The sequence below is a fragment of the Paraburkholderia hiiakae genome (genome assembly GCF_904848665.1).
GTDB classification, from domain to species: domain Bacteria; phylum Pseudomonadota; class Gammaproteobacteria; order Burkholderiales; family Burkholderiaceae; genus Paraburkholderia; species Paraburkholderia hiiakae.
Map to the genome: position 1 here is coordinate 190,335 of NZ_CAJHCQ010000016.1, position 12,995 is coordinate 203,329.

Annotated in this window: 13 protein-coding genes; 9 read left to right on the top strand and 4 right to left on the bottom strand. The window is 61.0% G+C overall.

Going from position 1 to position 12,995, the window contains the following annotated elements:
• From JMY28_RS27175 to JMY28_RS27190, 4 genes are all read right to left on the bottom strand, one after another.
• Nucleotides 1-1,596 carry an efflux transporter outer membrane subunit gene (locus JMY28_RS27175; protein WP_201698985.1) on the bottom strand — a complete coding sequence of 532 codons (1,596 nt, stop codon included), beginning with the start codon at nt 1,594-1,596 and terminating at the stop codon, nt 1-3.
• Nucleotides 1,597-1,688: 92 nt separating this feature from the next.
• Nucleotides 1,689-2,339 (bottom strand): TetR/AcrR family transcriptional regulator, encoded by a 651-nt coding sequence (locus tag JMY28_RS27180; RefSeq protein ID WP_201698986.1) that lies wholly within the window; start codon nt 2,337-2,339, stop codon nt 1,689-1,691.
• A gap of 404 nt (nt 2,340-2,743) precedes the next feature.
• A complete protein-coding gene (locus tag JMY28_RS27185) occupies nt 2,744-3,199 on the bottom strand; it encodes a hypothetical protein (RefSeq protein ID WP_201698987.1) in 456 nt (151 codons plus the stop codon).
• A gap of 112 nt (nt 3,200-3,311) precedes the next feature.
• Nucleotides 3,312-4,250, bottom strand: a complete 939-nt coding sequence (locus JMY28_RS27190) for a LysR family transcriptional regulator (protein WP_201698988.1) — start codon at nt 4,248-4,250, stop codon at nt 3,312-3,314.
• 101 nt (nt 4,251-4,351) lie between these two features.
• Between JMY28_RS27190 and JMY28_RS27195 the strand changes: the two genes are divergently transcribed.
• The 9 genes from JMY28_RS27195 (at nt 4,352) to JMY28_RS27235 (ending at nt 12,765) form a co-directional block, all read left to right on the top strand.
• Complete coding sequence (locus JMY28_RS27195; protein WP_201698989.1) at nt 4,352-5,371, top strand: asparaginase; 1,020 nt, start codon at nt 4,352-4,354, stop codon at nt 5,369-5,371.
• Nucleotides 5,368-6,120 carry an amino acid ABC transporter ATP-binding protein gene (locus tag JMY28_RS27200; protein WP_201699009.1) on the top strand — a complete coding sequence of 251 codons (753 nt, stop codon included), beginning with the start codon at nt 5,368-5,370 and terminating at the stop codon, nt 6,118-6,120. Before JMY28_RS27195 ends, JMY28_RS27200 begins: the two co-directional genes overlap by 4 nt.
• A gap of 79 nt (nt 6,121-6,199) precedes the next feature.
• Nucleotides 6,200-7,039 carry a glutamate ABC transporter substrate-binding protein gene (locus tag JMY28_RS27205; protein ID WP_201698990.1) on the top strand — a complete coding sequence of 280 codons (840 nt, stop codon included), beginning with the start codon at nt 6,200-6,202 and terminating at the stop codon, nt 7,037-7,039.
• A 28-nt stretch (nt 7,040-7,067) separates the two neighbouring features.
• Nucleotides 7,068-7,712 carry an amino acid ABC transporter permease gene (locus JMY28_RS27210; RefSeq protein ID WP_201698991.1) on the top strand — a complete coding sequence of 215 codons (645 nt, stop codon included), beginning with the start codon at nt 7,068-7,070 and terminating at the stop codon, nt 7,710-7,712.
• Nucleotides 7,709-8,590, top strand: coding sequence for an amino acid ABC transporter permease (locus tag JMY28_RS27215; protein ID WP_201698992.1), 882 nt, complete (start codon nt 7,709-7,711; stop codon nt 8,588-8,590). The genes JMY28_RS27210 and JMY28_RS27215 overlap by 4 nt, the downstream gene beginning before the upstream one ends.
• A 205-nt stretch (nt 8,591-8,795) precedes the next feature.
• Complete coding sequence (locus tag JMY28_RS27220; RefSeq protein WP_201698993.1) at nt 8,796-9,629, top strand: transporter substrate-binding domain-containing protein; 834 nt, start codon at nt 8,796-8,798, stop codon at nt 9,627-9,629.
• A gap of 79 nt (nt 9,630-9,708) precedes the next feature.
• Nucleotides 9,709-10,995 (top strand): NAD(P)/FAD-dependent oxidoreductase, encoded by a 1,287-nt coding sequence (locus JMY28_RS27225; protein ID WP_201698994.1) that lies wholly within the window; start codon nt 9,709-9,711, stop codon nt 10,993-10,995.
• Nucleotides 10,996-11,031: 36 nt separating this feature from the next.
• Complete coding sequence (locus tag JMY28_RS27230; protein ID WP_201698995.1) at nt 11,032-12,003, top strand: amino acid ABC transporter permease; 972 nt, start codon at nt 11,032-11,034, stop codon at nt 12,001-12,003.
• Nucleotides 12,004-12,039: 36 nt separating this feature from the next.
• Entirely contained in the window at nt 12,040-12,765 is a 726-nt protein-coding gene (locus JMY28_RS27235; protein WP_201698996.1) for an amino acid ABC transporter ATP-binding protein, read from the top strand.
• Nucleotides 12,766-12,995: the final 230 nt, after the last annotated feature.

Here is a 12,995-nt window from a genome sequence, read left to right on the forward strand (position 1 = left end):
TCAGTTGTGAGGCGACCCGGCATCCTGCGCACGCGCCTGCGCATCCGTCGACGACCAGGCCGTCGACGAGAACGGATGGCCTGCCGCCGACGCTGCCTTATCGTCATTCCATTGCCAACCGCCGCCGAGGTTCTTGACGAGCGTGACGCTGCTCTGGGCCAACGCCGATTGCGTGTCACGCAGGTTCTGCTCCGCCTCGATCAACGTGAGTTCCTGCGTGAGCAGATCCTGCTCGCTCGCCGCGCCATAGTTGCGCTGCGCCTGCATACTCGAAAAGAGCTGCTGGTTGCGATGCAGGATGCTTGCGAACGACGCTTCCTGGACGCGGAGGTGGTTGACCGACGAAAGGCTGTCCTCCACGCTGCTGAACGCCGTGAGCACGGTATTGCGATAGAGGGCCACGTCCTCGTCATAGGTCGCGCGGGTTTGCTTGACCGCGGCGGAGCGCGCGCCGGCGTCGAAGATCGTCCCGGCGAGATCGGGGCCGAGTGTCCAGAGACGGTTCGGCAGTGAAAACAGATGGGCGAACGTGTTGTGCTGGAAGCCGCCTTCCGCGGACAGCGTCAAGCTCGGAAAGAATGCCGCCTCGGCCACGCCAATTCTGGCGTTCGCGGCGGCGGCCGTGCGCTCGGCACTTACCACGTCGTAGCGCCGCTCGAGCAGTTCCGAAGGCAACCCGAGTGGCACGACCGGCACCACGAACGGGTGCTCCGGGTCGGGCGCGATGGCGAAGCCTGCGGGCGGCACACCGGCCAGCACGGCGAGGGCATGCTCGTCCTGCTCCCGGGAGATTTTGGTGATCTGCAACTGCGCGATCACGGCTGCGAGGTCGTCTTGCGCCACCAGCACCTGGTCGCTCGAGGCCGCGCCTTCACGAAACGAGGCCTGGGTCATGTCGAGGATCCGGCTTTGGATTTCCTGTTGCCTCGTGAGTGACCGGATGTCGAAGTCGCCTTGCCGCAGCGCGAAGTAATCGAGAACCACGCTCGCCTCGATCGAGAGCCGCTCACCAGCCAGTTGCGCGTCACTGGCCTGCGCGCTTTCCTTCGAGGATTCGATCTGGCGGCGAATCGAACCCCATAGGTCAATCTCCCAACTCGCCGAGACCAGCGCGGTCACGCTGTTGGCCACGCCTGCGGTAGCGGGCGCCGAGGACGAGGTGATACTGGACGCCTGGGTCACGCCTTTGCCGATGCCTGTGCGCGAAGCTGAAATGTCGCCCGTGACGACCGGAAAGAGGCTTGCGGTGTTGGCCTCCACGGTCGCGAGTGCGACGCGATAAGCTGCCTCCGCCGCGGCGATCGACTGGTTCGCCTTGAGTGAACGCTCGACGAGATCGTTGAGCGTCGAATCCTCATACATTTGCCACCACGTGCTGGAGAGGGCCGCCGCCGGGTTGGCTTCAGCGCGCTGCCAGTCGACGCCTTCCTTAAAGGTCTCGGGAACTTGCACTTCGGGCTTTTTATAGTCGGGACCGAGCATGCAGCCCGCGAGCAAAACGGCCATGGCAAGCGTCGTCCCGCCCCAGAGGTGCCGCCATCGCAGCCGCGTGGCATCGCTCGCTACGAAGCCCACGGTCTGCGGATCTGTCTTCATGCGCGCTTCTCCAGAACCCACGGTAACACCGACAAAACGTTTACTTCGCACACCTGCACAGATGAAAAATGTAAGCGCAGGTGAATGACGCGCTATGCGGCGCAACCCGACATGAAAATGCTGACGGCCTGCTTTGCAATCCGTCGCCGGCTCTCCGTGTTCGGGCGATGCCCACAGCCAAGCAGCATGCGTGCGCGTACGCCGCCGAGCACTAGCTGGACGAACTGGTCCACGGCGAGATCGACGTTCTCGAGCGCGAGATCCCCCCGCTCGACCGCGCGACGTAGATAGTCCGCTAGCGGCTCTGTGCCCACGAGCTTGCCGCACGGGCTGCGATACGCGTCGACGAGCGCCGGAAACCGGCGCGATTCGACCAGCAGGAGGCGGTACAGTTCGATCATGTCGCGACGCGTGCCCACATCGAGCAGATGCAGCGCCGCCGCTTCAAGCACGACATCTGGCCCGTTCTCGTTGGCAACGATTTTCCGGAGTTCCTCGACCCAGGCTTCCGTCAACGTCCGCACGATGGCATCGAACAAGCCAGCCTTGTCGCCGAAGTGACAATAGAGCGTCTTCTTCGCCACGCCGGCATCGCGGGCGATCGCGTCGAGGCTCGTTTCACGATAGCCGAACGAAAGGAACCGCTTCTTCGCGACGTCGAGTACCGCCTGCACGCGAACCTCGGCGTCGTGGCGCGAAGGTCTGCCGCCTCTGCTCGTCGTCTGGGCGAATCGTGTTTCCATGACGCTCCCAGTTCGTGGCGCACATGCCAGAAACCCTGGAAACTCCACCGGTGCGTTTCGTTAAAACTAGTCGAGGCGAGGCCGGAATTCAATGTCGGCTTTAAGCCGTCCGTCGCTGTAGACGGAGTCAGGCACTAGCGCGATGTGGCTGGGGGGAAGGGCAGAGAAGACGTGATTACGGCTTTATGCAATGGCTTTTAACAGGACCGTGCAGGGTCAGATGGAAGGCGGTGGCATAAACAAGATTCTTGCCAGCGTCAACGACGTGTTCCAATGCGATGAAGACGAATAAACGAAAGCCTTAAATCGATAGGGGATCACTGCAGTGCGCGGTGTGCCATGAGCGATGGCTTGCGGACGAAAAAAAAGCCCCTATGGATAGGGGCTCGTTTTGATCGCGTCGGTCAGTTGGCGGGTTGGTTGGCGAGTTCAGGATGCTTTGCGATCACCTGGCTAAAGAGTGGTTTAGCCGCTTCCAGGCAATTCGGTGTGAGAAGTTCGCGCTTGTCGACCCCATACGTCGTGGCGAGATCCTGCATGCTCTTCACGAGCGTGTTGGTAGCGTCTGCGGAGGTGCAGTAGTCCGCAGGGTCAGCACGTTTGCGCAGCATCGCAGTTAGCGTTGTGGCGTAGTCCGGTCGCGCAAGATCCTTCGCCCCGACCGGGTTAGCGATCTGCACCTTGTCGGCCGCTTCCTTCATGCAAACGGCGGTTGCGTGAATCATCACGCTGCAAACGGGGGGAATGGATTGCGCCTCGGCGGCCGAAGCATTAGAGAGCGTGCCAGCGAGGAGCAGCGCAGCAGCGATGTGAGGTTTTTTCATCGTACTGTTTTCGCAGGTTTTCTGCGGGTTCTCCATTAGCGGAAACCCCTGACCTGGGGTTTCCTCTCGTCCACCGCGCGCCTCGGCTTTCTCGAAGCCAGGCGAGGGGGAACGTCGTCACGCGCCTTGATCGTGCGGCGCAAGGGCGTTATCGCTCGCCGATCCCCTTCAATCGTTCCGCCAGGAACTCGCGCAGCACGCGCACCTTGGTCGAAAAGCGCCGGTTCGGCAAATACGCCATATAAATCTGCTTGCCGGTGAGCGCGTTTTCGAGTCGGTAGTCGGGCAGCACCACTTCGAGCGCGCCGCTCACGAGCAGGTCGCGTATCAGCCAGATTTCGAACTCGGCAATGCCGAGACCCGCGGACGTCGCCTCCAGAAGCAGTTCCGAATGATCCGATTGCAGGTTGCCGAGCGGCAGCACGGATTCCAGGTGCTTGCCGTTCTTCAGATGCCAGCGCGGATCGCCTTCGGGGTGCAGATAGCGCAGACAATTATGCTGGGCGAGATCGGCGGGGCTTGCTGGGCGGCCGCGCCGCGCGAGGTAGGCCGGCGACGCACACAGAATGCTGTCGTTGCGCGAGATCGGCTGCACGATCAGGTTGTCGAGGTAGTTTTCGCCCTCGTGAATGTCGAGGTCGAAGCCACCCGACACCATGTCGTTGTGATTGTCGGTGAGGCGCAGATCGAGCTGGATGCCCGGATAGCGCTCCAGAAACGGCGCGACCAGCGGCGCCAGGTAGCGCCGTCCGAACGCGACGGGCGCGGTTAGCTTGAGCGGACCGCTCGGCGCGGCGTCGAGTTCCGCCACCACGCGCAACGTGTCGTCGAGGTCAGCGATCATCGAGACGGCACGTGCATGATAAAGGCTGCCCGCCTCGGTGAGCGCGACGTGGTGGGTCGAACGATGCAGCAGCGGCACGCCCAACATTTCCTCCAACGCCGTGATCTTGCGCGCGATCGTTGAAGTCACAACCTTCAGTTCGCGCGCCGCGGCCGAAAGACTGCCTAATTCGACGATGCGCACCAGCGCGCGCATCGCACCCAGGTGATCAATGCCGTTATCCGTCACCTTTTTTCGAGTCATCCTGGTGTTGCGTCCAGTGCAAAATGGTTTTCGAAATTACTCTGGAACACAGTTTTTTGCAATAATTAAACTCGCAGCAACGCCTCAACCCTTTCAACGCAATGACTCTCCCTTCGCATGTCCCGCTTGCCGTCGCTACCCGGAACGCTCACGTCGAGCGAGTTCATTGGGGTTCCGTGGCGGTCGTCGATGCGGACGGCGTGCTGCTGGCCTACGCCGGCGACCCGCATGCCTTCGTTTTTTCGCGCTCCACGCTGAAACCGTTTCAGGCGCTCGCCTTCGTGCGCGATGGCGGCCCCGAGCATTTCGGCTTCACCGACGCGGAGCTCGCGCTGACCTGCGCGAGCCACGGTGGCGAGCAGGTGCATGTCGATGCGGTCACAAGCATGCTCGCCAAGATCGATGCGCCGGAATCGGACCTGCGTTGCGGCGTGCATATGCCTGACTACTACAACGAAGACAATCTGCCCCCGCGCGGGAGTGTTTTCGATCAGCGCCATCACAACTGCTCGGGCAAACATACGGGTTTTCTCGGCTATTGCTGCATGCATGGCTATGCACGCGCACAGTATCTCGACCGCGGTCACGCATTGCAGCAGCAAATTTCGCGCGATGTGGCGAGTCTCTCGGGCGTGCCGGAAAATGAATTGTGGTTCGGCATCGACGGCTGCAGCGCGCCCAATTTCGGCATGCCGCTGCACCGCCTCGCGCTCATGTGGGCACGCCTCGCCACGGGCACGTCGCCGGAGGGCGCCAGCACCGAAGCCGCATTGACGCGCATTTATTCCGCTATGGCCGCACATCCGTTGATGGTGTCGGGCACCGGACGCTGCGACCTGGCGCTCGCGCAGGCCTCGGGCGGCGACTGGGTTGCGAAGGTCGGCGCGGACGGCGTGCACGGCATTGGCGTGCGCAGCAAGGGCATCGGCGTGGCCGTGAAAATCGCCGACGGCGACTTTAGCGCCGTCTATGCAACCACGATTGCGGTGCTCAAGCAACTCGGATTGTCGCTCGAAACCGAAGGCACGCCGCTCGCCCGATGGGCCGATCCGGCGCTGCGCAACGTGCGCGGCGCCGAAGTAGGGCAACTCAAGGCGACGGTGGAACTGACATGGGCATGACCGGCGGCGCGGCCATGCCGCTCGTTTCGCTGCGCGGGTTGAATAAGTCGTTTGGCGCGCAACAGGTTTTGTTCGACGTCGATCTCGATGTCGCGCCGGGCGAGGTCGTTGTCGTCATTGGGCCGTCGGGCTCGGGCAAATCCACGCTGTGCCGTTGCATCAACCGTCTGGAAACGATCGACTCGGGCGATATCCTCATCGGTGGCGAGCCGCTTGCGCAGGAAGGCCGTGCGCTCGCGTCAATGCGCGCGCAGATCGGCATGGTGTTTCAGCAGTTCAATCTGTTTTCACATCGTACGGTGCTGGAGAACGTGGCGATGGGGCCGCGTAAAGTGCTGCGCCACTCGCGCGCCGAAGCGGAAGCGAACGCGCGGCGCCTGCTCGCGCGCGTGGGTCTCGCGCATAAGGCCGATGCTGCGCCCGCGGAGCTTTCGGGCGGCCAGCAGCAGCGCGTCGCGCTGGCTCGCGCGCTCGCGATGAGCCCCAAACTCATGCTGTTCGACGAGCCGACTTCGGCGCTCGACCCGGAAATGGTCAGCGAAGTGCTCGCCGTGATGCTGGAGCTGGCAAAGAGCGGTATGACGATGATCGTCGTGACGCACGAAATGGGTTTCGCGCGCCAGGCGGCCGATCGCATCGTTTTCATGGACGGCGGTCGTATTGTTGAAATTGCCGAACCCGAACCCTTCTTTGCCGGGCCGCGTTCCGAACGCGCCCGCGATTTTTTGTCCAGCATTCTGCCGCACTAGCTTTTTGGCTGCTTTCAGCTGTTTTCGCGTGCCTGCGGGTCTCAACCGGGCCGCTCATTTACATAGAGAGGAGACTAACTTGAAACTCAAACATCTCGCCGTCATGGCCTCCTGCGTCGCCGGTACACTTTTCGCGGCAATCGCTCCCGTCCATGCAGCGGACAGCTTTCCCGCCGATTCGACGATGGCGAAAATCCAGAAGCGCGGCAAGCTCGTGGTGGGCACGTCGCTCAACACGCTGATGTTCTCGGTGCGCAATCCAATGTCGGGGCAGACCGAAGGCTTCGAGGCCGACCTCGCACGCATGCTCGCGAAAAAGCTCACGGGCTCGGCCGATAACGTCGAGTTCGTGAAAACGACGACCGAGAACCGCTTGCCGTTCGTGCAGAACGGCCGCGTGGACGTGGTGATCGCGACGCTCACGATCAACGATCAGCGCAAGAAAGTCGTTGGTTTTGCAGGCCCATATTACGTTGCGGGCCAGGACATCCTCACGCGCCATGCCGACACGAGCATTCACAGCGTGACCGACCTCGCGGGCAAAACCGCTTGCGTGCTCAACGGTACGACGGTTGAAGACAACGTCAAGAAAATGGCGCCGCAGGCAAAGTTCGTGACGTTCAACGACACCGCAGCGTGCGTTGAGGGCGTGGCCGACGGCCGCTTCGACGCCTATGTCGACGATGGCGCGACGCTCGCGGGCGAAGCGCTGCGTCAGCCGAACAAGTTCCGCATTGTCGGCAAGCCGTTCACGCAGGAACCGTGGGGCATGGGCGTGGCGAAGGACGACCCGGCGTTCCGCAGCTGGATCAACGCGCAGCTCGAGCAGTCGATCAAGGACGGCACGTGGAACAAACTCTACGCGAAGAACCTCGAAGGCACGCTGGGCAAGCCGCAAGTGCCGACGATCGAACCTTGATGCATTCCTGACGCAAGACTCGCAATACATGGACTCCCTGCTTTCGTTTGCGTGGCGCTTCATCCAGGGGATGGGCGTCACGATCGAACTGTCGTTGCTGTCGTTCGCCATGGCGTTCGTTCTAGGCGTCGTGCTGACCGCGATGGCGGTCGGCCCGCTCACGCCGCTGCGCTGGTTCGCGGCGACCTACGTCGAGATCATGCGGATGACGCCGCTGCTCGCTTTGCTGCTCCTGTTCGTGTTCGGGCTGCCGAAGCTCGGATTCATGTATTCGCTCGTGACGTCCTCGGTGCTCGTGCTTGGCTTCTACACTGCCGCATGGATTGCCGAGGTGTTGCGCGCCGGCGTGAACGCCGTGCCGTCTGGGCAAGTCGAAGCCGCGCGCAGCATTGGCATGACCTTTACGCAGGTGCTCGCCAATATCGTCATTCCGCAGGCCGTGCGCACGGTGATTCCGCCGCTTGGCAATCTGTTTGTGAATCAGATCAAGGCATCGTCGATCGCCGCCGCAATCGGCGTGTTCGACATCACCTACACGGCGCAGCGCATCAACTTCGAAACGGCGCAGGCCGTGCCGACCTTTGCGAGTGCGATGTTCGCCTACATGGTGCTGACCGTGCCACTCGGCCTCTTGATGCGGCGGCTGGAACAAAAAATGGCGGTGACGCGATGATGCGCTCGATTACGCTCTACGAAGCGCCGGGCCCGCGTGCCCGCGCGCGGCAGCGCGTCTTTTCCGTGCTGAGCGCGTTCGCCGTGCTTGGCCTGCTCGCCGCCATGGGCATGCGTCTGCAATCGACCGGGCAATTCGACGCCGAAAAATGGGCGATCTTCTGGCATTGGGGCACAGCGAAGTTCCTGCTCGACGGTTTGCTCTCGACGATCGAAGCGGCTGCATGCTCGGCGCTTCTCGCGTTCGTGCTGGCGTTGCCGCTTGCGTTGGGGCGTCTCTCGGCGCACCGATGGATTCGCAAGCTCGCGGGCGCCTATGTCGAGCTGTTTCGTGCGGTGCCGCTCCTGCTGTTGATTCTCTTCATGGTGATCGAGCTGCCGGCACTCGGGTTCGACTGGCCCGCGCTCGCGTTTCTCGTCGTGGCGATGGCGCTGCACCATGGCGCGCTCACTGCCGAAGTGGTGCGCGCAGGCATTCTCTCGCTGCCGCGCGGCCAACGCGAGGCCGCGCTCGCGCTTGGCATGCGCCCCTGGCAAGCCATGTTGCATGTCGTGTTGCCGCAGGCGCTGCGCAACATGTTGCCGGCGCTGATCAGTTCGCTGCTCGCAATCGTTCAGGACACGTCGCTTGGCTATGTGATTCCTTATGACGAACTGCTGCACCGATCTCAGGACGTGTCGAGCTACGCACCCGAATCGCTGCTGCAGGCGGCCTTCGTCGTGACGATGATGTATGGCGTGGTGAGCGCGGTGCTGCTCTACGTGAAGCGCTGGGTGGTGCGCCGCCAGAGCCGCCCCGTGCGGCGCGTGGGCCAGACGCCCGCGGCCCCGGTCACGGTGGGAGACGGGGCAGCCGAGACCGTCTCGTCGGGCGCGTAGAAGGCTTGAAAAGGGCGCCTGTGATGGCGCCTTTTTATTTTCTTCAATTGTTAAGGATAACTATATTAATGTTGATGCGCTAGAGGAACGAAGTCTTGAGATTTATTCAGTATTGCCGAAATGGGGCGCGTGATAAATTTCTATTTAATATATTTGCAGTGCGTATATCAAGAGAATATAAAGCGAACCAAAGGAGACGAAGTTCATGAAAATCGGCAAGGCACTGAAACATCTCGCGTGGGCTACGACGTTCGTGTATGCGGCAAGCGCCGCTCATGCCGGTGAAACGCTCGATCGTGTGAAATCACGCGGCAGCATGACGGTGGTGACGAGCGCGAAGTGGCCGCCGCAGGCATATCTGAACGACAAGCACGAATTCGAAGGATTCGATATCGACGTTGCGAAGGAGATTGGCCGTCGCCTTGGTGTAAAGGTGGCCTTCGAAACGCCTCAATTCAATCTGATGACGGGCGGTCACTGGCACGGACGCTGGGACCTATGCGTGCTGTCGGTCACGCCGACGAAAGAACGCGAGAAGTTGCTCGATTTCCCGGCGGTCTACTATTACAGCCCGTATGTGTTCGTCGTCAACAAGGATTCGAAGGTGACCTCGCGCGTCGAACTGGGCGGCAAGGTTATCGGCGTGGAGGGCGGCACGACGTCGGAAGACTACGTGAATCACAGCCTGAGTATCGCTGGCCCCGACGTTCCGGCGTTCCAGTATCTGTCCCAGCCGCCGAAGCAGGTCAAGACGTACGGCAATTCGATGCTGCCGTATGAAGACCTCCGTCTTGGCGACGGAAAACGTCTCGATGCTATCGTGACGCCCGAGCAAACCGCACTCAATGCAATCAAGAACGGCTTCCCCGTGAAGATCGTGCCGGGCGACTATGCATTCCGCGAGCCGCTCGCCATTGTCGCCGACAAGGGCGACGCCGATTGGGACAAGGCTGTCGGCAACGCAGTCGGCCAGATGAAGCAGGACGGCACGCTGGCGCAGATCAGCACCAAGTGGTTCGGTAAGGACTATACGAAGTAATTCCGCTGAAGCACACCGCATTCGCGAAGGCGGATGCGGTGTGCTCACGCCTGCACGCAAGCAACACATGGGGATTTGAATGAACGCCGCCTACGTGGATACGTATTATTCGCGCACGCTCCAGAACGAAAAAGCAAGAGCGTCGATCGAGGGCGATCTCACCGCCGACGTTTGCATTGTCGGCGCAGGCATGGCAGGCATCACGGCCGCGCTCGAACTGCTACGCCGTGGCCGCTCGGTGGCGCTTGTCGAAGCGAACCGCGTTTCCTGGGGAGCGTCCGGCCGAAACGGCGGGGTGGTGAGCCCCGGCTACTCGACCGGCATCGACAACATCGCGCGGCATCTCGGCGCTGAGAACGCGAAGAAGGTCTACCAGATGTCGATCGAAGGTGTCGACATGGTCGACGCGAATATCCGCGAACTCAACATCAGCGAAGCGGACCAGATCTACGGCGTTTTACGCCTCTCGCGCCACGACAGCGCCGCGGAAATGATCATGCAGCGGCAGTGGCTCGCGCGCGAGTTCGGCTATGAGGTCGACTATCTCTCGACCAATGACGTGCGCCAGCTTCTTGTTTCCGATAAATACCGCCAGGGCCTGCTTGACGAGCATGCGTTCCATTTTCATCCGCTGAATTACGCACGCGCGCTCGTAAGCGAAATCGAGCGGCTGGGCGGTCGCGTGTTCGAAGACTCGGAAGTCGTATCGATTCGCGACCATGCCAGCAGCAAGCGCGTGATGACGGCGCGCGGCAGCGTGAGTGCGCGCGATGTCGTGCTTTCCTGCGGCGGCTATACGGGGCGCTTGATTCCGAAACTCGCACGCAGCTATCTGCCCATTTCGACCTACATGATGCTCACGGAGAACGCCGGCAACGTCATCGCTTCGGCAATCCGCACACGTGCCTCGATTGGGGACAGCCGGCGCTCGAGCGATTACTACCGTCTCGTCGATGGGGGAGAGCGCGTGCTATGGGGCGGCATGATCACGACGCGCCGCTCAGACCCGAGCCAACTCGCCAATCATCTGCGGACGCGAATGGTCGATACGTATCCTCAACTCGCCGAACTCGAAGTGCAGGTCGCGTGGTCGGGGAAAATGGCCTATGCGCGCCATCTCATGCCGTTGATCGGACGTCTGGAAAGTGGCGTCTGGTACTGCATGGGATTTGGCGGCCACGGCATGAACACGACTGCGATTGGCGGCCGCGTGATCGCGCAAGGCATTACGGGCGAATCCGATCGCTACCAGCTTTTTTCGGCCCTCGGGCTGCCCTGGAACGGTGGCTATGCGGGGCTCGCGGCCGCTCAGCTTACCTACTGGAGCTACCAGGTGATGGACTACATGCGCGAGCGCGCAGCTTGAGCGGCGTGCCGCCCATTCTCAGGATCAGGAGGAAACATGCTTGTCGAACCGATGCCGAGCGAACAAAAAGGATGGAGAGGGACCGCGATTGCGGCTGCCGTCGTGCTGGTCGCCGTCGTTTTTGCTTTCTCGCACATCGCACCGGACTGGGCGTCGGCGCTGAATCTGCCGCGTTTTTCCAGTTTTGACGCGATGACAGGCGCACCGCATAAGTTCGTAGTATTAGCAGGCGTTGTCGTGGCGCTCGTCGCCAATGGATATCTGCTCGCACGCCTTCCTTCACGCGTACAAATCGCTATCGTCTGGTGCGAGCTGTTGCTGCTGCTTGCGGCGTTTCTCTCGACGTTTGATCTGAGTTTCGAATTCATTCACAGAAAGTTCGGATACCTGATTACGCAGGGCGCTACCACGACACTGTTCGTATCCGCCATCTCTATCGCGATTGCGTTTGTGCTTGCGCTGATGGGCGCGCTGGCCAAGCTTTCCTCCAGTGGTATCGCAATCGGCATCGCCACGTTCTATACGTCGTTGTTCCGTGGTCTGCCGCTGCTCATGCAGATCTTCATTCTGTACCTCGGGCTTCCGCAGCTCGGGTACATCGTCGATCCCATTCCGGCCGGCGTGGCGGCGCTGTCGCTGTGCTACGGCGCTTACATGACCGAGATTTTCCGTGCGGGCATTCAGAGCATCCCGCGTGGCCAATGGGATGCGGCGCGCGCGCTCGGTTTGACACCGCGCCAGATGATGCGGCTCATCATTCTGCCGCAGGCCATGCGCGTGATCATTCCGCCCACTGGCAATCAGTTCATCGCGATGCTCAAGGACAGTGCGCTGGTGTCGGTCGTGGGTGTCTGGGAGCTGACGTACGTTGCCACGACGGAAGGGCAAAAAGAATTCCGACACATGGAGATGCTGATTAGCGCGGCGCTCGTTTATTGGGTGATGTCGCTCGCGCTCGAACTCGTGCAGTCGCGTATCGAGAAGAAGTTTCGCAAAGCGGCGCGCTAACATAAGCCTTTAGTGAGGCTTTAATCGGAAGCGAAAATGATCGAGATTAAAAACGTATCGAAGGCGTATGGTCACTTTCAGGTGCTGAGCAACTGCACGACGAAGGTGAACAAGGGCGAAGTGGTGGTCGTGTGCGGGCCGTCAGGTTCGGGCAAGTCTACGCTCATCAAGACCGTCAACGGGCTGGAACCGTTTCAGCAGGGCGAGATTATCGTCAACGGTCAATCGGTTGGCGACAGGACGACCAATCTCTCGAAGCTGCGTGCGAAAGTCGGTATGGTGTTTCAACATTTCGAACTGTTTCCACATCTGTCGATCACGGAAAATCTCACGCTCGCGCAGATCAAGGTGCTCGGCCGCTCGAGGGACGAGGCGACAGCGAAAGGATTGAAGCTGCTCGACCGCGTCGGCCTGCGCGCTCAAGCGGACAAATACCCGGCGCAGCTCTCGGGGGGGCAACAGCAGCGGGTGGCGATTGCCAGAGCGCTATCTATGGACCCGGTGGCGATGCTGTTCGACGAGCCGACTTCGGCACTCGATCCGGAGATGATCAACGAGGTGCTCGACGTGATGGTCGAACTCGCCCAGGAAGGTATGACCATGATGTGCGTGACGCACGAAATGGGTTTCGCGAAGAAAGTGGCGCATCGTGTGATCTTCATGGACAAGGGGGCGATTGTCGAAGACGACTGCAAAGACGCGTTCTTCGCGCATCCGAAGTCGGAACGTGCAAGTGAGTTTCTGGAGAAGATTTTGCACTAGGTTGGCGTTCGCGCGAGGCATTTCGCTACAGGTCCACGGGCCGGCCAGCATGCCAGCGGTCTAAAACGCGACATCTGTAAATAGCCAGAACACGACATTAGGATATAGCCGTCACATTAAATGTCATGGCCAGATAGAGATGTCTGGTCTCCGGCTCAATAGAAATGTCCGGTTTTAGAGAGGTTTGCTTCTGTCTTTCCCGGGTTTGATCTCCATTCCGTGTTGAAGGA

Coding starts and splice junctions, on each gene's coding strand:
- JMY28_RS27175 (WP_201698985.1), bottom strand. CDS start 1,596: ATGAAGACAGATCCGCAGACCGTGGGCTTCGTAGCGAGCGATGCCACG.
- JMY28_RS27180 (WP_201698986.1), bottom strand. CDS start 2,339: ATGGAAACACGATTCGCCCAGACGACGAGCAGAGGCGGCAGACCTTCG.
- JMY28_RS27185 (WP_201698987.1), bottom strand. CDS start 3,199: ATGGAGAACCCGCAGAAAACCTGCGAAAACAGTACGATGAAAAAACCT.
- JMY28_RS27190 (WP_201698988.1), bottom strand. CDS start 4,250: ATGACTCGAAAAAAGGTGACGGATAACGGCATTGATCACCTGGGTGCG.
- JMY28_RS27195 (WP_201698989.1), top strand. CDS start 4,352: ATGACTCTCCCTTCGCATGTCCCGCTTGCCGTCGCTACCCGGAACGCT.
- JMY28_RS27200 (WP_201699009.1), top strand. CDS start 5,368: ATGACCGGCGGCGCGGCCATGCCGCTCGTTTCGCTGCGCGGGTTGAAT.
- JMY28_RS27210 (WP_201698991.1), top strand. CDS start 7,068: ATGGACTCCCTGCTTTCGTTTGCGTGGCGCTTCATCCAGGGGATGGGC.
- JMY28_RS27215 (WP_201698992.1), top strand. CDS start 7,709: ATGATGCGCTCGATTACGCTCTACGAAGCGCCGGGCCCGCGTGCCCGC.
- JMY28_RS27220 (WP_201698993.1), top strand. CDS start 8,796: ATGAAAATCGGCAAGGCACTGAAACATCTCGCGTGGGCTACGACGTTC.
- JMY28_RS27225 (WP_201698994.1), top strand. CDS start 9,709: ATGAACGCCGCCTACGTGGATACGTATTATTCGCGCACGCTCCAGAAC.
- JMY28_RS27230 (WP_201698995.1), top strand. CDS start 11,032: ATGCTTGTCGAACCGATGCCGAGCGAACAAAAAGGATGGAGAGGGACC.
- JMY28_RS27235 (WP_201698996.1), top strand. CDS start 12,040: ATGATCGAGATTAAAAACGTATCGAAGGCGTATGGTCACTTTCAGGTG.